The sequence below is a fragment of the Arenimonas sp. genome (assembly GCF_035721105.1).
In the GTDB taxonomy this organism is placed as follows: Bacteria; Pseudomonadota; Gammaproteobacteria; order Xanthomonadales; family Xanthomonadaceae; genus Arenimonas.
In genome coordinates this window covers 1-20,469 of the sequence record NZ_DASTNG010000044.1, presented here as the reverse complement: position 1 = coordinate 20,469, position 20,469 = coordinate 1, and the positions used below count along the sequence as shown (strand labels likewise).

The 20,469-nt window shown below is 71.3% G+C and carries 17 protein-coding genes and 1 pseudogene; 11 read left to right on the top strand and 7 right to left on the bottom strand.

Features of this window, described 5'->3' with window-relative positions:
• Positions 1-174: 174 nt before the first annotated feature.
• Together VFQ84_RS06605 and VFQ84_RS06600 are read left to right on the top strand one after the other, a co-directional pair.
• Positions 175-804, top strand: a complete 630-nt coding sequence (locus tag VFQ84_RS06605) for a pit accessory protein (RefSeq protein ID WP_325130469.1) — start codon at positions 175-177, stop codon at positions 802-804.
• Positions 805-807: 3 nt separating this feature from the next.
• Positions 808-1,932 (top strand): inorganic phosphate transporter, encoded by a 1,125-nt coding sequence (locus VFQ84_RS06600; protein WP_325130467.1) that lies wholly within the window; start codon positions 808-810, stop codon positions 1,930-1,932.
• A gap of 165 nt (positions 1,933-2,097) precedes the next feature.
• On the opposite strand, the gene VFQ84_RS06595 is transcribed toward VFQ84_RS06600, so the two are convergent.
• On the bottom strand, positions 2,098-2,505 hold the full coding sequence (locus VFQ84_RS06595) for a hypothetical protein (protein WP_325130465.1): 408 nt from the start codon (positions 2,503-2,505) through the stop codon (positions 2,098-2,100).
• Between the two features lie 40 nt (positions 2,506-2,545).
• On the opposite strand from VFQ84_RS06595, the gene VFQ84_RS06590 reads away from it, so the two are divergent.
• On the top strand, positions 2,546-2,920 hold the full coding sequence (locus tag VFQ84_RS06590) for an MGMT family protein (RefSeq protein ID WP_325130462.1): 375 nt from the start codon (positions 2,546-2,548) through the stop codon (positions 2,918-2,920).
• 43 nt (positions 2,921-2,963) lie between these two features.
• Here VFQ84_RS06590 and VFQ84_RS06585 read toward each other — a convergent pair whose 3' ends face one another.
• Entirely contained in the window at positions 2,964-3,590 is a 627-nt protein-coding gene (locus VFQ84_RS06585; protein ID WP_325130460.1) for a 2OG-Fe(II) oxygenase, read from the bottom strand.
• A gap of 42 nt (positions 3,591-3,632) precedes the next feature.
• On the opposite strand from VFQ84_RS06585, the gene VFQ84_RS06580 reads away from it, so the two are divergent.
• A complete protein-coding gene (locus tag VFQ84_RS06580) occupies positions 3,633-4,289 on the top strand; it encodes a rhomboid family intramembrane serine protease (RefSeq protein ID WP_325130458.1) in 657 nt (218 codons plus the stop codon).
• On the top strand, positions 4,286-5,203 hold the full coding sequence (locus tag VFQ84_RS06575; protein ID WP_325130456.1) for a hypothetical protein: 918 nt from the start codon (positions 4,286-4,288) through the stop codon (positions 5,201-5,203). Before VFQ84_RS06580 ends, VFQ84_RS06575 begins: the two co-directional genes overlap by 4 nt.
• 12 nt (positions 5,204-5,215) lie before the next feature.
• Here VFQ84_RS06575 and rapA read toward each other — a convergent pair whose 3' ends face one another.
• The 4 genes from rapA to VFQ84_RS06555 form a co-directional block, all read right to left on the bottom strand.
• Complete coding sequence (gene rapA / locus VFQ84_RS06570) at positions 5,216-8,059, bottom strand: RNA polymerase-associated protein RapA (protein WP_325130454.1); 2,844 nt, start codon at positions 8,057-8,059, stop codon at positions 5,216-5,218.
• Positions 8,059-9,948: a M13 family metallopeptidase gene (locus VFQ84_RS06565; protein ID WP_325130452.1), complete on the bottom strand. Its 1,890-nt coding sequence runs from the start codon at positions 9,946-9,948 to the stop codon at positions 8,059-8,061. Before VFQ84_RS06565 ends, rapA begins: the two co-directional genes overlap by 1 nt.
• Before the next feature lie 210 nt (positions 9,949-10,158).
• Entirely contained in the window at positions 10,159-12,255 is a 2,097-nt protein-coding gene (locus tag VFQ84_RS06560; RefSeq protein WP_325130450.1) for a M13 family metallopeptidase, read from the bottom strand.
• 404 nt (positions 12,256-12,659) lie between these two features.
• The gene (locus tag VFQ84_RS06555) at positions 12,660-14,759 is read right to left on the bottom strand and encodes a M13 family metallopeptidase (protein WP_325130448.1); all 2,100 of its coding nucleotides are present in this window, start codon (positions 14,757-14,759) and stop codon (positions 12,660-12,662) included.
• Positions 14,760-14,923: 164 nt separating this feature from the next.
• On the opposite strand from VFQ84_RS06555, the gene VFQ84_RS06550 reads away from it, so the two are divergent.
• Entirely contained in the window at positions 14,924-15,574 is a 651-nt protein-coding gene (locus VFQ84_RS06550; protein ID WP_325130446.1) for a histidine phosphatase family protein, read from the top strand.
• 16 nt (positions 15,575-15,590) lie between these two features.
• On the opposite strand, the gene VFQ84_RS06545 is transcribed toward VFQ84_RS06550, so the two are convergent.
• A complete protein-coding gene (locus VFQ84_RS06545; RefSeq protein WP_325130443.1) occupies positions 15,591-15,761 on the bottom strand; it encodes a hypothetical protein in 171 nt (56 codons plus the stop codon).
• Positions 15,762-15,840: 79 nt separating this feature from the next.
• Between VFQ84_RS06545 and folC the strand changes: the two genes are divergently transcribed.
• The 5 genes and pseudogenes from folC to VFQ84_RS06520 form a co-directional block, all read left to right on the top strand.
• Entirely contained in the window at positions 15,841-17,091 is a 1,251-nt protein-coding gene (folC, locus tag VFQ84_RS06540; RefSeq protein ID WP_325130441.1) for a bifunctional tetrahydrofolate synthase/dihydrofolate synthase, read from the top strand.
• Positions 17,092-17,151: 60 nt separating this feature from the next.
• Positions 17,152-18,174, top strand: a complete 1,023-nt coding sequence (locus VFQ84_RS06535) for an SPOR domain-containing protein (RefSeq protein ID WP_325130439.1) — start codon at positions 17,152-17,154, stop codon at positions 18,172-18,174.
• A 19-nt stretch (positions 18,175-18,193) separates the two neighbouring features.
• The gene (locus tag VFQ84_RS06530; RefSeq protein WP_325130437.1) at positions 18,194-18,757 is read left to right on the top strand and encodes a CvpA family protein; all 564 of its coding nucleotides are present in this window, start codon (positions 18,194-18,196) and stop codon (positions 18,755-18,757) included.
• A 3-nt stretch (positions 18,758-18,760) separates the two neighbouring features.
• Complete coding sequence (gene purF, locus VFQ84_RS06525) at positions 18,761-20,233, top strand: amidophosphoribosyltransferase (protein ID WP_325130435.1); 1,473 nt, start codon at positions 18,761-18,763, stop codon at positions 20,231-20,233.
• Positions 20,234-20,280: 47 nt separating this feature from the next.
• Positions 20,281-20,469 (top strand): annotated as a pseudogene (locus VFQ84_RS06520) (hypothetical protein); the annotation flags it as partial.

Below are 20,469 nucleotides of genomic sequence, written 5' to 3'. Positions count from 1 at the left end.
GGTGGCGCGGGCCCCGGGCCGGGCGCCGGCGCGGTCCCGCCGGGCGCGGCGCCGCGACGTGGCCAGGCCCCGCCCCGGGTCGCGCATCGGGCACGCGGCCTTCACGGCGTTGTAAAATTTCCGCCACATCCACGGACCGGGACGCCCCCGGCCAGCCAGACGGGGCCCGCCTGCATGTTTTCCCTCCAGACCATCTTCGGCAAAGGCGACAAGTTCTACGGCCTGCTGGAGGCCAGCGCCGCCGCCGCCCGCGAAAGCGCCCGCGCCCTGGGCGAACTGCTGGCCACGCCGCCGGCCCAGCGCTCGCTGGAGAAGTTCAAGCTGGCGCGCCAGCGCGAGAAGGACCTGTCGGCGCAGATCAGCCGCGAGCTGGTGAACACCTTCGTCACCGCGCTCGAGCGCGAGGACATCGAGTCGCTCAGCAACGTCCTGTACAAGATCCCGAAGGTGGTCGAGAAGTTCGCCGAGCGCTACATGCTGGCGGCCGAGCGCATCGGCGACGTCGACTTCGTGTCCCGCGCCGCCATGCTCGAGCGCGCCTGCGGGGTGCTGGTGGACATGGTGGGCCTGCTGCGCAAGGGCATGGACCTGGAGACCACCAAGGGCCTGAACGACAAGATGCAGGCCATCGAGGCCGAGGCCGACCGGCTGATCCTGGAGCTCTACCGCGACACCTACGCCCACGAAACCGACCCGATGCGCTACCTGATCCTCAAGGACCTGTTCGAGATCCTGGAGAAGGCCATCGACCGCTGCCGCGACGCCGGCAACGTCATCTACGGCATCGTGCTCAAGAACGCCTGAGCCATGGCCACCGCGCTCATCCTGGTGCTGGCCGTCATCCTGACGGCCCTGGTGTTCGAGTACATCAACGGTTTCCACGACACCGCCAACTCGATCGCGACCGTGGTCGCCACCAAGGTGCTCAACCCGACCCAGGCCGTGGCCCTGGCCGCGGGCATGAACCTGATCGGCGCCCTGGCCGGCACCGCCGTCGCCAAGACCATTTCCTCGGGCCTGATCGACGACCAGGTGGTGGTGGTCACGTCGCAGCTGATCATCTGCGCGCTGGCGGGCGGCATCGTCTGGAACCTGATCACCTGGTGGTTCGGCCTGCCGTCCTCGTCCAGCCACGCCCTGATCGGCGGCCTGTGCGGCGCCGCGCTGGCGGCCGCGGACGGCAACCTGGACGCACTGATCTGGGCCCGCGAGGCCGAGCACTGGACCAGGAACCAGGGCATCTTCTGGAAGGTGATCGTGCCCATGATCAGCTCGCCGGTCGCGGGCTTCACCCTGGGCCTGCTGATGATGGGCGCGCTGATGGCGATCATCAGCGCCATGAACGGCGCCGGCGGCTGGCTCGCGCGCATCTCGCGGCCGCGCTGGGTGAATGCGCTGTTCGGCAAGGCGCAGATCGTCTCGGCCGCCTACATGGGCTTCGCGCACGGCACCAACGACGCGCAGAAGACCATGGGCATCATCGCCCTGGCGCTGATCGGCGCCGAGGCCGCCGGCACCCTGGACAACCTGCCGGGCTGGCTGGCCTTCATGCACCCGGGCGACGGCGAGGGCATCGAGACCTGGATCATCGTCACCTGCGCCATCGTGATGGCGGCCGGCACCGCGGCCGGCGGCTGGCGAATCATCAAGACCCTGGGCCACAAGATGGTGAAGCTGCATCCCATCCACGGCTTCGCGGCGGAAACGAGTTCGGCGACCATCCTGACCCTGGCGGCCCATTTCGGCATGCCGGTGTCCACGACCCACAGCATCTCCACCGCCATCATGGGCGTGGGCGTGGCCAAGAACCCGCGCGCCCTGCAGTGGAGCGTCATCCAGAAGATCGTCTGGGCCTGGATCCTCACCATCCCCGCCTCGGGCGGCCTGGCCTGGCTGCTTCTCAAGGCGGTCCGGGCGCTGGGCTGGGGCTGATTTCAGGCAAGGCCCAGCAAGGGCGTTTTTTGCCACGGATGAACACAGATAAGCACGGATAAGACAAACGAAGAATAGGTTTTCGACGTCCGTGGAATTCCGCCACGATCAACCATCTTTTGCCTTATCCGTGTTTATCTGTGTTCATCCGTGGCCAAAACAGCTTTAAAGAAGGTCGCCACCGGCGGAGAGCATGCGTTCCATCTGGTCGCCCAGGCCGCCGATTTCCAGCACGAGGCGGTCGATCTCGGCGGCGGTGAGGGTGTCGTAGGGGCGGTTTTCGCACAGCTGCAGGTAGGGCACGGAGTCGAGTTCGCCGATGGCGAGGTAGCCCACGCGGGTCTGCCAGTTGAACTGCAGCATGCGGCGGGCATCGATGCCGGTCATCGGCGCGATCACGGTGCTGACCCGCAGGTAGGGACGCTCGTCCTCGCCGACCATTTCCGACAGGAAGATGCTCTGGTGGCGCTTGCCCTTGTCGAGCGAGAGCTGCACGCAGGCCAGGTAGGGCTCGCTGGCGGTGAGCTTGTACTTGCCCTGGAGCTGGCTGCGGATCTGTTCGAAATTCTGCATGGCGGTCTGGAAATCTGCGGGAGGGGTATCCTAAACCCGCATGCCCCCAAAGCCCAACGCCCCTGCCGCGGCCGACGCCGCCCGCCAGCGCATCCTGGCGGCGGTGCGGGCCATTCCCGCCGGCGAGGTGGCCGGCTACGGCGAGGTCGCGCGGCGCGCCGGCCTGCCGGGGCGAGCGCGGCTGGTGGCGCGCATTCTTTCGGCGGGCGACGAACCGGGGCTGCCCTGGCACCGCGTGCTGCGGTCGGACGGGCGCATCGCCTTTCCCGCGGACTCGGACGGCTTCGACGAACAGGTGCAGCGGCTGCGCGCCGAAGGCGTGCGCGTCGAGGCCGGCCGGGTGCGCGGCCAGCGCGCGGCGCCGACGCTGGACGAGATGCTGTGGGCGCCGCCCCCGGCGCGCGGAAAACGCTGAGGTCCGTGCCGCGCGCCGCGACCGGACGCGGGCAGTTGCCGGCTCAGCGGCGCGGGCGCTGCCGGAACCAGGCCGCGACGCTGTAGCGCGGATGCGTCGCCGGCAGCACTTCGTGCTCCACCTCGGCGCTGAGGAAGAGTGCGACCGTGCCCAGGCGCGGCGCGATGTCCACCGGCCCGTCCGGCAGGTGCAGGCGCAGCTCGCCGCCGGCGCCGTCGGGCCAGTCGGCATTGAGGTACACCACCAGCGACAGCACCCGCGCGTCGTCGCTGCGGAAGCGGTCGCGGTGCCGCGCATAGCCGGCGCCGGGCGGGTAGTGCGCGAAGTGCGCCTCCACCTCCTCCAGGCCCAGCAGCAGGCGCCGGTTCACCTCGATCCGCAGCGCCTCCAGTGCCGCCAGCAGGTCCCGCGCCGCGGGCCCGCAGGCCGGATCGTCCAGCCAAAGCGTGGCATCCCCGCGCAGCCCGGCGAACTGGCGACCGTCGGCGCGGCCGGTGGCCGCGGGCAGCAGGCGTCCGGCGCTGGCATGCGCGCGCGCCTCCGCGGCGGCGGCCTGCAGCCGGGCGTCGGCGGGGTCGAGCGCGAGCGTGGCCCAGTCCCGCCCGCGCAGGACGTCCGCCAGCGCGTCGAGCGCCAGCCCATCGGGGATCAACGGAAGGGTCGCGGCCATGCCGCTATGATACGGGCTGGCTTCCCACCGGCATCCCCCCGCATGCGACTGCCCCCGGCGACAAAAGGCCTGCTCCTGGCCCTCGGTATCGGCTTCCTGCTGCAGCAGTTCCTGTTCGAACCGCTGCTGATTTACTTCGCGCTCTGGCCGCTGGGCGAATTCCCCGCCGGTTCCGCCGCCGACGGCTCGCCCATCACCGTCGGCTTCCTGCCCTGGCAGGTCATCACCTACGGCTTCCTGCATCGCGACTTTCCGCACCTGCTTTTCAACGGGCTGGCGCTGTACATGTTCGGCACCTCGCTGGAGCAGACCTGGGGCACGCGGCGCTACCTCGCCTACTTCTTCATCTGCGTCGCAGGCGCCGGCCTGATCCAGCTGCTGGTGGTCACCTCGGGCATCACGGGGCAGGGGCCGTATCCCACGATCGGCGCGTCCGGTGGCGTGTTCGGCCTGCTGCTGGCCTACGGCATGCTGTTCCCGAACCGGCAGGTGATGCTGCTGATCCCGCCCATCCCGATGAAGGCGCGCACCTTCGTGATCGTCTTCGGCGCGATCGAGCTGGGCATGGGCGTGTTCGCCAGCAACTCCGGCATCGCCCATTTCGCGCATCTCGGCGGCATGCTGTTCGGCTGGCTGGTGATCCGCTACTGGCGCGGCCAGCCGCCGTTCAAACCCCGTGGCCCGCGAAGGGTCCGATGACCGTGGAGAAGGACATGCCCGTGAAGTGTTTCGTGGCGGCCATGGTCTTTTGCCTGGCCACGTCGCCCGCGCTGGCGCAGGCGCCGTCCGGTGTCGACGGTGCCGCGCAGGCGCCGCGCTGCTACGACATCGCGCGCGTGGTCGACCCCACCGTGCCCGCGGCGCTTGTGGCCGAGGACATCGCCACCCTTCGCGCGGTCGCCGAAAGCGGCAGCCGCCCGGCGGCCTACCTGCTGGGGACGCTGTACCGCCTGGGCCCCAGCCACCCCGCGAAGCGACTGCCCCAGGACCCGGAGCAGGCCGACCGCTGGCTGCGCCAGGCCGCCGTGGCGGGCGACCTCAATGCCATGGCCGGCCTGGCCGAGAACGCGCTGGCGCAAGGCCGCGCGCGGGAGGGCCTGGTGCTGGCCCTGGCGCGGGCCCACTACGCGATGAACCATCCGGATCCGCAACACCGCAAGGTGCTGGCCTACGGCGCGGACCTGGTGCGTCGTGGCTTCGAGGCCCTGGGTGAGCCGCGGACCGAGGCGTTGGAAGCCGAGGTGCTGGCGGACGTGCAGGCCTTCGTGTCCGAGTGGGGCGATGGCATCGTGGCGGGCATCCTGGCCTCGCGGGAAACCAAGCGGGTGTCGGGCTGCCCGGGCGACATCGACGACGCGCGCTGGCCGCTGGAGATCCGCGGCGTGAGCAGTGTCCTGCTCCGGTCCGACCGGGCGCCGGACGCCGCGCCGCACTTCGCCATGTTCCATCTCGTGGTCAGGCCCGATGGCCGCGTGGCGCGGGCCCTGGCGGTGGACTTCTCGCCGGGCCCCGAGGTCATCCGCCCGCTGAAGCGGTCCGCGGAGGGCATGATCTTCAACAAGCTCGAAGGCGCCCCGCCGCGCCGCGCCTTGTTGCCCCTGACGATGCAGTAAAGCGGCGGCGCCTCAGCGGCGCAGCTGCAGGAAATCGGTGCTGGCGACCAGGCGCAGGCTGTCCAGGCGCGGGCGGGCGGTGGGCAGGATGGCGAGCAGCTGCTCGCGCTCCTGCTCCAGTGCGTTGATTTCCTCCGTCCGCACCGCCGGGTTCACTTTCGCCAGCGCGCGCAGGCGGGCGATCTCGCCGCCGAGCAGCGCGTCGGCCTTCGCCATGGCCTCGGCCACGCGCTCCTGCGAACGCAGCAGGGCTTCCTCGCGGGCGCGCTCGAGCATCGGCGGCACCAGCGCGGCCAGCACCTTGCGCTGGGGCGAGAGGTCGAACACGCGGTCGCCGGCGCGCAGCCGCGCGCGCTCGCCAGGGGCGAAGTCGGCGCGCACCTGCAGGCGGGTGTCGACCGCCACGCTCAGCGGCGCCGGCGGCAGGTAGCGCTCGACGTCCAGGCCGCGCGGGGCCACGCACTCGATCACGTTCACGGCTTCCATCACCACCGTGCGCGGCGGCAGGCTGTCGTCGACCAGGAAGGCGGCGTTGCCGGTTTCGCCCGACACCAGCAGTTCGTTGGCCGACAGCAACAGCGGGTGGTCGTCGCGCAGGTAGAGCAGGTCGTCGCGGCCCAGCGCGGTGGCGCGGTCGAAGGTGGCGGTGCGCGGGCCCTGCTTGAACTCTTCGAAGCCGTCGACGGTGAGGTGTTCGGGATCGAGCAGCCACTGGTTCGGGCCCAGCGGCTCGTTGTGCACGCCGAAGGCTTCGAGCAGGCGCAGGGCGTGGTCGTCCATCGCGGCGTGCTGGTCGTCCTGGTGCAGGGCGGCCAGCAGTTCGCCGCCCTCGGTGCCGCGGCTGCCCAGCTCAAGCAGGCGGTCGCGTCCCTCGGCGATGATGCGCGCCAACTCGGCGTGCCGCTCGCGGCTGCGGGCGATCAGTTCGGTGAGCGCCGGCTCGCGCGCGTCGGCGTCCTGGTCGGCCAGCTGCAGCAGCTCGGCGCCGAAGCTGCGCAGCAGCTCGCGGCCGTCGGCCAGCACGCCGCGGAAAGCGTCCAGGCCTTCGTGCACCCAGCGCAGCAGCACATCCTGGGCGCTGCCGGCGACGGCGGCGGCGTGGATGTTCACGTCGCCCTTCTGGCCGATGCGGTCCAGGCGGCCGATGCGCTGCTCCAGCATGTCGGGGTGCAGCGGCAGGTCCCACATCACCAAGTGCTGGGCGAACTGGAAGTTGCGGCCCTCGGCGCCGATCTCGCTGGCGATCAGCAGGCGCGCCCCCTCCGGGTCGGCGAAGAAGGCGGCATTGCGGTCGCGCTGCAGGAGGTTCATGTCCTCGTGGAAGCGCGCGACCTGCAGGCCGGTGCGCAGGCGCAGCGCTTCCTCCAGCGCCTGCACCTTGGCGCGCGAGCGGCAGAGCAGCAGCACCTTCGCCGGCGCCACGCGCTCGAGGATGCCCAGCAGCCAGTCGGTGCGCGGGTCCTTCGCGTAGTCGTGCTCCGGCTCGTCGTCGCTGTCGCCGACGTCGTGGGCGAATTCGGCGTGCAGGCGGCCGAGCACGGTGGGGTCCCCGGGGGCGTCGAGCAGGTCCACGTGCGGCAGGCGCGCGGGGAAGCCGCCCACCGCGGCGCGGCGGTTGCGCACCATCGCGCGGCCGGTGCCGTGGCGGTCGACCAGGTCGGCCAGCAGCGCGTCGCGCTCGGCGGTGTCGCCGGCGGCGATCCGGCCCAGGCGCGCGACCAGTGCGTCTTCCTCGCCGGGGAACAGGCCGGAGAGCGTGGCCATGTCGGCGGTGGTCAGGGCCTGGTCCTCGAGCAGGCGCTCGGCCAGCGCGGACAGTCCGAGGTAGCGGCGCGACTCGGCGCGGAAGGCGTCGAGGTCGGTGTAGCGCGCGGGATCGAGCAGGCGCAGGCGCGCGAAGTGGCCGCCCAGGCCCAGCTGCTCGGGCGTGGCGGTGAGCAGCAGCAGGCCGGGCGTGCGCGCCGACAGCGCTTCCACCAGCGCATAGCCCGGGCTGGAGAATTCCGGCGTCCACACCAGGTGGTGCGCCTCGTCCACCAGCAGCAGGTCCCAGCCGGCGGCCAGCGCCTGGCGCGCGCGCTTTTCATGGCTGGCCAGCCAGTCGACCGAGGCGATGATGCACTGCTCGTCCTCGAACGGATTGGCCTTGGGCTCGGTCATCTCCAGCGATTCGCAGCGCTCCTCGTCGTAGATGGCGAAGGGCAGGTTGAAGCGGCGCAGCAGCTCGACGAACCACTGGTTCACCAGGCTTTCCGGCACCAGCACCAGCACGCGCCGGACGCGGCCGCTGGCCAGCAGCTGGGCGGTGACCAGGCAGGCCTCGATGGTCTTGCCCAGGCCCACTTCGTCGGCCAGCAGCAGGCGCGGCGGCCGGCGGCGCGCGGCCATCTCGGCCACCCGCAGCTGGTGCGGGACCAGGTCGATGCGCGCGCCGAGCACGCCCCAGCCGGGGTGTGCGCGGGCATCGGCGCGGCGCTGCAGGCATTCGCGCCGGAATTCGAACTGGTCGTTGCGGTCGACCCGGCCCGAAAGCAGGCGCGAATCGGCCTGCGACACCGGCTGTTCGGCATCCAGCTCGCCCTCGGCGTGCACCTGGCCGGCGCAGGTGTAGTGGATCAGCGACTCGCGCAGCTCGGCGCGCTCGACCGTCTTGTCCTCGCCGCCGATGCGCACGCGCTCGCCCGGCCGGAACACGGCGCGCAGCAGCGGCGCCGAGCCCAGGGCGTACATGCGCACCACGCCGGTGCCGGTGAAGACGATCTGCACCTGCCGGCCGGCGAGGCGGAGCACGGTGCCGAGCCCGAGTTCGGGCTCGGCGCTGGAAAACCAGCGTTGTCCGGGAGCGAAGCTGTTCATCAGCGCCAGAGGGCAACCTGCTCCTTGGCCGGTCGCTGCATCGCGACGCGGCCCTTGCAGCCGAAGGCCTCGCCGAAGGCCGGCAGGTTCGCCAGCGGACCGTTCACCCGCCACTTGGCCGGGGCGTGGACGGCATTGGCCTGCGCCGCGGCCAGCGCGGTGGCGACGTCCTGGCGCGGCCACAGGCTGGCCCAGCCGGTGAAGAAGGCCTTGGCCGAAGCGGCGTCGGGCTTGCCCTGGGCGTTGAGCGCGGCCCAGGCGATCTCCAGGCCGGCGAGGTCGGCGGCGTTCTGGACGAGGCTGCCCGTGGCGTTGACCCGGGTGGCGCCGCCGGTCGCGGAGTAGGCGGCGTACTGCGGCACCAGCGGCGCGATGCGCTTGTCCCAGGCCGCCTTGTCGGCGCCTTCGAAGGCCAGCGCCAGGCTCATCTGCTGCGCGACCAGCGCGCCCAGCCCGCCGAAGTCGCCGGCGCTGCCGCCGTCGTCGATCACCGGCGGCTGCAGGGTGGCGGCGGTCACCAGCAGGCGGTTTTCCTTGGGCAGGTAGACCACCAGCGGCTGCCACTGCTCGGCCGGCCAGGCGAAGCGGGCGCGCACCAGCGCGTACTTCATCAGCCAGCGGCGCAGGGCGATGACGTTGCCGGCCAGGTTGTCGCGCTCGAAGCGCAGGTCGTCGAAGACGTTGTCGGGCACCTCGGTGCCCAGCTGCACGACCATCGCCTCGAGCCGCGCGCGGGCGCTGGCCTTGCCGGCGTCGCTGAGCCAGGCGGCCTGGTCGACCCGGGCCAGGGCGCTGGCGCGGACCGCGGCGGCGATGGCCTTGGCGCGCTCCTGGCGCGGCACCGGCAGGAAGCGCTGGGTGTAGGCGGCGTCGATCAGCTCGGGCACGCGCGCCTCGAGCACCCAACGGGCGCGCAGGGCGCGCGGCGTCGGCGCGTCCTGGCCGCGCAGGGTGACGTCGTAGAGCTGGCCCCAGGGCTCGTTGAAGGCCTTGCCCAGGGTCGGCGCCATGTCGCGGGCGATGTGCGCGCGCAGGTAGACCTTCCACTGTTCGGGCTTGGTCTTTTCGAGCAGGGGGTTGAGCGCGGCGAAGAATTCCGGCCCGGTCATCGCGACCTGGGTCGCCTTCAGGCCGTGCGCCGCCAGCAGGTCCTTGAGGCCGAGGCGGCCGGCCAGCTTCTCGGCCTCACCGATCGGCATCACCGTGAACGAGACGCCGGGCAGGGTGGCCTTGGCCAGCTGGCGCTCCATCTGCAGCACCGCGGCGGCCTCGGCGGCGGCCTTGGCCGGCGAGGAGCCGGTGAGCTTGAGCCACTCGGCCACGGCGGCCTGGTAGCGGGTCTCGACCGGCTGCACCAGCGGGTCGCTGTTGCCGTAGAAGCCGGGGTCGGGCAGGCCCATGCCGCCCGGGCCGACCTGGGCGTAGGGATTGCCGCTGGCGTCGCGCAGCACCTGCAGGTCGACGATCACCGGCATGCCGGCGGCGTGCAGCGCGGCGATGGCGGGGGCGACGTCGCGGGTGCGGCGGATCTTGTCGACGATGGCCAGCAGCGGCTGGATCGGGCGGATGCCCTGGGCCTCGATGGCGGCCTCGTCCCCGGCGCTGGCGAACAGGTCGGCCAGGCGCACCGAGACCGTGGCGCCGGCGGGGGCGGTGGTGGCGGCCAGGACCTGGTCGCGCTGCTGGACGCCGAGGGCGTTGAGCTGGTCCCAGCGGCTGAACGAGGTGGCGCCGGCCGGCAGCGGGTTCTGGGCCAGCCAGGCGGCATTGGCGTGTCCGTAGAAATCGGCGCAGGCGAGCGGCGCGCGCTGGGCGGCGGCGGGACCGGCCAGGGCGACCAGCGCCAGGGCCAGCAGGGACGGGAACAGGGGGCGCATGCGGATGGGCATCGCTGACTCCGGCTAGGGGGACGGCGATTCTACCGCCTGTGCCGCTCCGCCTGTAGGAGGGCCGGCAGGAGCGCCTGTAGGAGCGCCTTCAGGCGCGAAGCTTCTGGCGGGAAGCTTCGCGCCTGAAGGCGCTCCCACAGGGGGAGGGTGCGGAAAGGAAAAGCCCGGCGCGAGGCCGGGCTTTTCCGTGTCACGCGGTGGCGCGGGGGATCACCAGATGGCGACCTTGGCGTCGCCGGTGCGCACCATCGGGTCACCTTCGGTGCAGCCGAACGCGGCGGCGAAGGCCGGCAGGTTCGACGGCGCACCCATGGCGCGGAAGCGCGCCGGGGCGTGCGGGTCGGTCTGCAGGCGGACCTTGAGCTCCTCCGGCTTGAAGTTCACGCGCCACACCGTGGCCCAGTTCATGAAGAAGCGCTGGTCGGGCGTGTAGCCGTCGATCTCGGCCACGCGCTTGTTCTCCAGCGCCTTCTGCAGCGCGTCGTGGGCCACGGCCAGGCCGCCCAGGTCGGCGATGTTCTCGCCCAGGGTCAGGTTGCCGTTGACCTTCATGTCGTCGCCGTAGCCGTACTCGTTGAACTGCGAGACCAGGCGGCCGGTACGCTCCTGGAAGCCGGCCATGTCGGCCTCGGTCCACCAGTTCTTGAAGTTGCCGTTGGCGTCGAAGCGGCTGCCCTGGTCGTCGTAGCCATGGATCATCTCGTGGCCGATCACGGCGCCGATGCCGCCGTAGTTCACGGCGTCGTCGGCGTTCGGATCGAAGAACGGCGGCTGCAGGATCGCGGCCGGGAACACGATCTCGTTCGCCAGCGGGTTGTAGTAGGCGTTGACCGTCTGCGGGCTCATCTGCCACTCGGTCTTGTCGACCGGCTGGCCGATCTTGGCGAGGTTGAACTTGTGGTTGAACTCACCGGCCGCCATCAGGTTGGCCACGAAGCTGTCGCGGCTGGTCTGCAGGCCGCTCCAGTCGCGCCACTTGTCCGGGTAGCCGATCTTGGGCGTGAACGAGGCCCACTTCACCAGCGCCTGTTCCTTGGTCTCCGGGCTCATCCACTCCAGGTTCTCGATGCGGGCCTTGAGCGCGGTGCTGAGGTTGGACACCAGCTCCTGCATGCGCGCCTTGGACTCGGGCGAGAACGCCACGTCGACGTATTCCTTGCCCAGGGCTTCGCCCATCTGGCCGTTGATGGTGTTGAGCACGCGCTTCCAGCGCGGCTGCATCTCGGCCTGGCCGCGCAGGGTCTTGCCGTAGAAGTTGAAGTTTTCCTCGGCGAACGCGTCCGACAGGAACGGCGACAGGCCGTCGACCGCCTGGAAGCGCAGGTAGGCCTGCCAGGTCGCGGCCGGCACGTCGGCCAGCATCACGCTCACTTCCTTGTGGAAGTCGGGCTGGGCCAGCGAGAACATCGCCGGCGCGTCCAGGCCCTGCGAGGCGAAGAAGGTGGACCACTTGAAGTTCGGGGTCATCGCATCCGCGTCGGCGACGCTGACCGGGTTGTAGTACAGCGACACGTCGCGCGACAGCTGCTCGCTCGAGGCCGACACCTTGGCCAGGCGGGTCTCGAACGCCATCACGTCCGCGGCCTGCGCCGCGGCGGTGGCTTCGTCGGCGCCGGCCAGCTGCAGCACCTTGGCGATGTGGGCGACGTAGGCTTCGCGCACCGCGGCGTGCTTGTCCTCGAAGTAGTAGTCACGGTCCGGCAGGCCCAGGCCGGCCTGGCTGGCGTAGGCGATGTTGACGCTGGAGTCCTTGAAGTCCGGGCTCGGGCCGAAGCCGAACACGAAGCCCTGGCCCTTGGCGTAGCTGGCGGCGAGGAAGGAGGCGATCGACTCCGGGCTCTCGAGCGCGGCGATCTCGTCGAGCATCGGCTGGATCGGGGCGATGCCGGCGGCGTTCACCGCGGCCTCGTCCATGCCGGTGGCCCAGACGTCGCCGATGAGCTTGGCGGTGCCGGTGGCGCCTTCCTGCGCCGCGAGGTTCTCGACCAGCTTCTGCTGGATCTCGAGCGAGCGCTCGGCCAGGACCACGAACGGGCCCCAGGTGGTGCGGTCGGACGGCACCGGGTTGGCGGCCAGCCACTTCGAGTTCACGAAGGCGTCGAAGTCCTGGCAGGCGGCGATGCTGGTGTCCACGTCGCTGGCAAGCAGCGAGATGGCGGGGGTCTTGAGGGTGGCCAGGTCGACCACGGGCGCGGCGGCGACCGGCGCGGCGGTCTCTTCAGCCGGGGCGTCGGCCTTCTGGCAGGCGGCGAGGGCGACGGCGACGGCAAGCGCCAGGCCGAGGGGTTTGAGGTTGCGAGGATTCACAGCGTTCTCCAGGCCCGATCGGGCCAGATGAGGGAAAAGGGGCTGCCGCAGGTCGCAGGCAGGCCGCCCGATTCTGGACCTCCGGTTAGGTCGCGGCATAGGCCACAGGTCATGGTGTCCGAGGGATCCGGAGGCGTTTGACGCGGATTTACGCGGATAAACGCGGATAGAGCAGAGGCGGGCGATGGGCTTGTCGTGCCGGCAACGTCCGGCGATTACCGCGGAGGCGAGTAGTGCCATGGGTTCGCGCGGGACCCCAGATGGCCGGCATCCAAATTGATGGACGATTTTCTCTCTTTGCCCGGCTCTATCCGCGTTTATCCGCGCAAATCCGCGTCAAAAAGCCCCAAAGGAAAAGCCCGGCGCGGGGCCGGGCTTTTCGGGTCATGCGATGACGCTTGGCCTTACCAGATGACGACGCGGTCGTCGCCCGAGCGGACCATCTTGTCGCCTTCCTTGCAGCCGAAGGCCTCGGCGAAGGCCGGCAGGTTGGACGGCGCACCGACCGCGCGGAACATGCCCGGGGAGTGCGGGCCGACCGTCAGCTGCTGCTTGAGCTGCGCTTCGGTGAAGGCAATGCGCCACACCGTGGCCCAGTTCATGAAGAAGCGCTGGTCCTGGCTGAAGCCGTCGACCATCGGGTCGGCGAAGCCCTCGCCCTGGGCGCGCTTGAGCGCGTCGTAGGCCACGGTGACGCCGCCGAGGTCGGCGATGTTCTCGCCCAGGCCCAGGCGACCGTTCACGTTCATGCCCGGCAGGGCCTCGTAGCCGCTGTACTGCTCGGCCAGCTTGTCCGTGCGCGCGTTGAAGTTCTCGCGGTCCGCGTCGGTCCACCAGTTGGCCATGTTGCCGGCTGCGTCGAACTTGCTGCCCTGGTCGTCGAAGCCGTGCAGCATCTCGTGGCCGATCACCGCGCCGATGCCGCCGTAGTTGAGCGCATCGTCCGCGTTCACGTCGAAGAACGGCGGCTGCAGGATCGCGGCCGGGAACACGATCTCGTTGGCGGTGGAGCGGTAGTACGCATTCACCGTCTGCGGGCTCATGCCCCACTCGCTGCGGTCGACCGGCTTGCCGATCTTGTCGAGGTTGAAGCGGTAGTTGAACGCCGAGGCCGCCATCAGGTTGCCCGCGTAGTCGTTGCCGGCGACCTGCAGGCCGCTCCAGTCACGCCACTTGTCCGGGTAGCCGACCTTCGGGGTGAAGGTGGACCACTTCTCCAGCGCCTTGACCTTGGTCTCGTCGCTCATCCACTCCAGGTTCTCCAGGCGGACCTTGAGCGTGGCCATCAGATTGCCGACCAGCGCCTCCATCTTGGCCTTGGACTCCGGCGGGAAGGCCTGGGCCACGTACAGCTGGCCGAAGCCTTCGCCCATGCTGCCGTTGAGCGCGCCGAGCACGCGCTTCCAGCGCGGCGCCATCTCGGCCTGGCCGGCGAGCGTCTTGCGGTAGAACTCGAAGTTGGCCTGCTCGAAGGCGCTGCTCAGGTAGGGCGCGGCGCCGTCGATGGCGCGGAAGCGCAGCCAGGTCTTCCACTGCTCGACCGGCACGTCGGCCAGCATCGCGTCGAATTCCTTGAAGAAGGCCGGCATCGCCAGCGAGAAGCTGGCCGGCGCCTCGACGTCGAGCGCGGCGAAGAACGCGGTCCAGTCGAAGTTCGGCGTGCTGGCGTTGGCGTCGGCCAGGCTGACCGGGTTGTAGCGGGTCGCCGGGTCGCGCAGCTCGACGCGGCCAAGCGAGGCCTTGGCGATGCGGGTCTCGAAGTCGAGCACCTGCTGGGCCTGTGCCTTGGCGGTCTCGGCGTCGGCGCCGGCCAGGGTCATCAGCTTCTCGACGTGGGCCAGGAAGGCGGTGCGGATCTTCTGGTAGTCCTCGCGGTCCTCCAGGTAGTAGGCCTTCTCGGGCAGCGACAGGCCGCCCTGGGTGGCGTAGGCGATGTTGGTGTTGGAGTCGTTGTAGTCGGCCATCGCGTAGAAGCCGAACAGCATGCCCTCGCCCTCGGCGTAGGCCTTGCCCAGGTAGGCCGGGATCTCGGCGTTGGCCGCGATCGCGTCGATGCGGTCCAGGTGCGGCTGCAGCGGCGACAGGCCGGCGGCCTCGATCGCCGCCTCGTCCATGCCGGCCTTGAAGAAGTCGCCGACCTTGCGCTCCATGCTGCCTTCCGGGAAATCACCGGCGGCCGCGGCCTTGGCGATCTCGTGCTGGACCTGCAGCGAGCGCTCGCCCAGGGCCGGGAAGGCGCCCCAGGTGGTCTTGTCGGCGGGCACCGGGTTGGCGGCGAGCCACTTGGCGTTCACGTGGCCGTTGAAGTCCTGGCAGGCCTGGATCTCGGGGCTGACGTCGTCGGCGCGCAGCGCGATCGGCTGCTGCGCGACCTGGGACAGGTCGACCTGGAGCTTGGGGGCTTCGGCGACCGGCTCGGCCGGCGCCTCGGTCTTCTGGCAGGCGGCGAGGGCGACGGTGACGGCGAAAGCGAGGGCAAGCGGCTTGAGCGGGCGCAGGTTCATGGATTCCCCGGGGTTGGCGAGTGGACGCCGAAGCCTAGGGCATCGGTGGTGAGCATGGTGTAGGCCAGAGGTCATGGGCCGCGGCCGCGGCGCGCGGTGGTTTGCCTCGCCCGCCGGGATTTCGTACGGTGGCCGGCCTTTCCCCGCCCCGGATGCCCCTGCCGATGAAGGTCCTGCTTGCCCGCCACGGGGAAACGCCCTGGAACGCCGAAGGCCGCTACCAGGGCCAGCGCGACATCGCGCTCTCGCCCGTGGGCGAGGAGCAGGCGCGCAAGCTGGGGCAGCGCCTGGCCGAGGTGCCGATTACCCGGGCGGTGGCCTCGCCGCTCTCCCGCGCGCGCCGCACCGCCGAACTGGCGCTGGGCCAGGCGCGTGCCGCGGCGCTCACGCTGGACCCGGACCTGCAGGAAATCGGCCACGGCGACTGGGAGGGGCTGCTGGCCGCCGAAATCCGCGCCAAGGACCCGGTGCGGCTGACGGCCTGGCGGGATGCGCCGGAGACCGTGCAGATGCCGGGCCCGGGCGGGGAGTCAATCATCCAGGTGCTGGACCGCTGCTGGCCGGCCTTCCAGCGCGCCTGCGACGGCCTCGGGGCCGACGACACGCTGCTGCTGGTCGCCCACGACGCGGTGAACCGCGTGATCCTGTGCCGCATCCTGGGGCTGCCGCTGTCGCGGATGTGGAGCTTCCGGCAGGCGCCGACGACGCTGAACCTGCTGGAAGGCGCGTCGGCGATGTCGCTCGACGTCGTGCGGCTCAACGACTGCAACCACCACACCGGGCTGTTCGGCGAAGCGGTGCACCGGGCGCTCTGAGCGCCCGGCCGGGGACTCAGTCGTTCGCGGGCGGGTGGCCTTCGGCGGCGTCCGCGTCGTCGGACTCGGGCGCCTCGGGCTGGCCGGCGCGCTTGCGGGCGGCCTTCTCGGCTTCCTTCTCGGCCTTTTTCTTGGCCTTGGCGAGCTCGCGCTGGCGCTTTTCGAACGAATAATTGGGCTTTGCCATGGGCGGGCTCGATACGGGAAGGCGTCCAGTCTAACCGCTGGGATGCGCCGGCGCCCCGCGCCCGACGGATAATGGCGCCATGAAGCGAACCCTCGAGCAGTGGCTGGCCTACCAGCAGCAGGTCCATCCCCGTGACATCGCCATGGGCCTGGAGCGGGTCGGCGAGGTCTTCCGGCGGCTGGCCCCGGGCCGGCCCGGGCGCCGCGTGGCCGTGGTCGGCGGCACCAATGGCAAGGGCTCGACGGTGGCCTTCCTCGAAGCGATGGCGCGCGCGGCCGGGCTGAAGGTCGGCGCGTTCACTTCGCCGCACCTGCTCCGCTATAACGAGCGGATCCGCATCGATGGCGTCGATGCGGCCGATGACGCCCTGGTCGCCGCCTTCGAGGCCATCGAGGCCGCCCGCGGCGAGATCCCCCTGACCTATTTCGAATTCGGCACGCTGGCCGCGCTGCTGCTGTTCGCCGACGCCGGGCTGGACCTGGCCATCCTCGAGGTCGGCCTCGGCGGCCGCCTGGACGCGGTGAACCTCATCGATGCCGACGTGGCCGTGATCACCACCGTCGACCTGGACCACCAGGACTACCTGGGCCCCGACCGCGAGAGCATCGGCGCCGAGAAGGCCGGCATCCTGCGCGCCGGCAAGCCCTGCGTGCTGGCCGAGAAGGACCCGCCGTCGTCGGTGCTGCGCCGGGCCTACGCGATCGGCGCGTTCGCCATCCGCGGGCATTCGGACTACCTGGTCGACGACCTGGGCGAAGACGGCTGGCGCTGGCGCGAGCCGGGCTACGCGGTCGACCTGCCCAACCCCGCGATGGAGGCGCCGGCCCAGCGCGGCAACGCCGCCGCCGCGATCGCCGCGCTGCGCGCGCTCGACCTGCCGGTGCCGGACGCGGCCCTGCGCGAGGGCGTCCGCGCCGCGCGCGTGCCCGGCCGCCTGCAGCGGCTGCCGGGCCGCCCCGAGCGGGTGCTGGACGTGGCCCACAACCCGCAGGGCGCACGCCAGCTGGGCGAGTGGCTGGCGGCCCACCCGCGGCCGACCGTCGCCGTGTTCAGCGCGCTGGCCGACAAGGACATCGCCGGCATCGTCGCGCCGGTGGCACCTTACGTGCAGGGCTGGCACCTGGGGCCGATCACCGACGCCGGGCCGCGCGGCCTGGCGGTCGACGCGCTGGCCGGGCGCGTGCGCGCGGCGCTGCCCGGGGCGGCGCTGGCGTCGCACCCGCGGCTGGACGCGGCGCTGGCCGCGGCGGCGCAGGCCGTCGGCCCCGACGGACGCGTGCTGGTGTTCGGCTCTTTCCACACCGTGGCTGAAGCGCTGGCCGCGCGCTGAGCCGGAGCCGGTGGCAACCCGGCTATAATTCGCGCCACTCCCCGGCCGGACCGCGCCCCGATGGATTCAGCCCTGAAACAGCGCCTGATTGGCGCCGCCGTGCTGGTGGCGCTGGCGATGATCTTCCTGCCCATGCTGCTCAAGGGCCCCGACGTATCCGGGCCCGACGCGGCCGAGGTCCCGCTGGACATGCCCGCGGCCCCCGACCAGGCCTTCGAGACCCGCGAGGTCCCGCTGACCCTGCCGGCCCCGGAAGCGCCCGACGGCGGCGTGCTCGGCCTGTCGCCGCGCCCCGTCGCCAGCGACGATCCCAACGCCGTGGCCACGGTCGACCAGACCGCGCTGCCGCCGGCCCGCACCGAAGTCGCGCCCGAGCCCGAAGACGGCCCGCTGGCCGCCGTGGACGCCGCCACCGGCCTGCCGGCGCCGGCCGCGCCCAGCGCCCCCGATCCCACGCCGGCCCCGACGCCCGCGCCGACGCCGACGCCGGAGCCGGTGGTGACGGCCCCGCCGCCGGCGCCTGCCGCCGCGCCGGCGCCCGCGCTGCCGGCCGCCACGGCCGGCGGTCGCTACATGGTCAACGTCGGCAGCTTCTCGAACCTGGCCAATGCCCGGTCCCTGGCCGACAAGCTGCGTTCGCGCGGCCTGCCGCTGACCAGCGAGTCGGTGGACGTGGCCGGCAAGCCGGCGATGCGCCTGCGGGTCGGACCCTACGGCGACCGCACCGCGGCCGAGGCCGCGCGCCTGCGGGTGGAGTCGGTGACCGGTGGCTCCGCCGCGGTGGTCACGCTCGACGCGGCCGTCGCCGGCGCGCCGGCCCCGGCGCGCGCCAGCACGGCGCCGACGGTGGGCTTCGCGGTGCAGCTGGGTGCGTTCAGCACCGAGGCCGACGCCAACGCCCTGCGCGACCGCGCCCGGGCCGCTGGCTTCGTCGCCTTCCACCAGCGCATGAACACCGACCGCGGCGCGGTCTGGCGCGTGCGGGTCGGCCCCGAGGCCGATCGCGCCAGCGCCGATCGCCTGCTCGAAGCGGTGCGCAGCCGGCTGTCGATGCCCGAAGCCATCGTCGTGCCGCATCCGTGACCCGCGCGGCGCCGCAGCGATGAACGGGGCCGACTACGCACTGCTGGCGGTGCTGCTGGTGTCGATGGGCGTCGGCCTGTGGCGCGGCTTCGTGGTCGAGGTGCTGTCGCTGACGGTCTGGATCGCGGCCTTCTGGCTGGCGGTCGGCTTCGGTGCCGACGCCGCGGCGCGGCTCACCGGCGTCGAGCAGCCTTCGGCGCGCCTGTTCCTGGGCTACGCCGGCGTGTTCGTCGGCGTGCTGCTGGTGGGCGGGCTGGTGACCTGGGCGCTGGGCAAGTTCATCGCCAACACCGGCCTGTCGTCCACCGACCGCGTGCTTGGCCTGGGCTTCGGCCTGATGCGCGGCCTGGTGCTGGCCTGCGTGGCGGTGCTGCTGATGGGCTTCACGGCGCTGCCGGCCGAACCCTGGTGGCGCGAGTCGACGCTGATGCCCGGCGTGCAGCGCGGCGCCGAATGGATGCAGGGCTTCCTGCCCGCCAGCGCCGCCAACGAACTGAGCTTCGCCGCGCCGCCGGCGATGCCCCCGATGCTCGATCCGGTCGTGCCGCACGAGGCGGCCGACCCCCCTGTTCCGGAGAACTGAACCATGTGCGGCATCATTGGAATCGCCGGCGCCAGCGACGTCGCGGCGGCCCTGTACGACGGCCTGACGGTGCTGCAGCACCGCGGCCAGGACGCGGCCGGCATCGCCACCATGGACGGCAACCGGGTGCACCTGCACAAGGGCAACGGGCTGGTGAAGGAAGTCTTCGACGAGCGCGCGATGACGCTGCTGACCGGCCGCGTCGGCATCGGCCACTGCCGCTATCCCACGGCGGGCTCCGAGGGATCGGACGAGGCCCAGCCCTTCTACGTGAACTCGCCCTACGGCATCGCGTTGGCCCACAACGGCAACCTGATCAATACCGACGCGCTGCGGCGGCTGGTGTTCGAGGAAGACAAGCGCAACGTCAACACCGAGTCCGACTCCGAAGTGCTGCTCAACGTGTTCGCGCACGAACTGGCGCAGCAGGGCGCGCTGACCCCGCAGGCGGCGGTGGCCGCGGTGGCCGGCGTGCACCGCCGCTGCACCGGCGGCTACGCGGTGGTGAGCATGGTGCTGGGCCTGGGCCTGGTGGCCTTCCGCGATCCGCACGGCATCCGGCCGCTGGTGCTGGGCAAGCGCGTCGGTTCGAACGGCACCGAATACGCGGTGGCGTCGGAGTCGGTGGCGCTCGACATCCTGGGCTTCGTGCGCGAGCGCGACATCCAGCCGGGCGAGGCGGTGGTGGTCAACTTCCGCGGCGAGCTGCATGCCGAGGTCTGCGCCGCGCCGCGGCCGCATGCGCCCTGCATCTTCGAGTACGTGTACTTCGCGCGCCCGGACTCGATGATCGAGAACATCTCGGTGCACAAGGCGCGCATGCGCATGGGCGTCACCCTGGGCCAGAAGATCCTGCGCCTGCGCCCCGACCACGACATCGACACCGTGATCCCGATCCCCGACACCTCGCGCGACGCCGCGCTGGAGATCGCCAACGTGCTGGGCGTGAAGTACCGCGAGGGCTTCATCAAGAACCGCTACGTCGGCCGCACCTTCATCATGCCGGGGCAGGGCGAACGCGCGAAGTCGGTGAAGCGCAAGCTCAACCCGATCCCGCTGGAATTCCGCAACCGCGTGGTGCTGCTGGTCGACGATTCCATCGTGCGCGGCACCACTTCGCGCCAGATCGTGCAGATGGCGCGCGACGCCGGCGCGAAGAAGGTCTACCTCGCCTCGGCCGCGCCGCCGGTGCGCCATCCGAACATCTACGGCATCGACATGCCCACGCCCGAGGAACTGATCGCGCACGGGCGTACCGAAAGCGAGATCGAACGCATGATCGGCTGCGACTGGCTGGTCTACCAGGACCTCGCCGACCTCGAGGCCGCGGTCGCCGGGCCGAAGTTCCCGGGACGCAAGTTCGACAGTTCCTGCTTCAGCGGCGAATACGTGACCGGCGTCGATCCGGGCTATTTCGAGCGCATCCGGCAATTGCGTTCGGACGACGCCAAGCACCAGCGCCGCCTGGCGTTGTGATGCTTTTCTCCTCCCCCTTCGTTTGAAGGGGAGGTTGGGAGGGGGTTGTGAAATCGCAAACTACAACCCCACCCCAGCCCTCCCCTTCAGCGAAGGGGAGGGGGTCGAGGCGCTCGCTGTTCGACGCCGCGCGCGCCTGCCTCGATGCGGCATCGCCCGAGGCCAAGCTCGAAAGCACCTTCGAAGCCGCTCAAGCCTTTGAACGCGGCGAACTCGCGATCCCGATCGATGCGCCC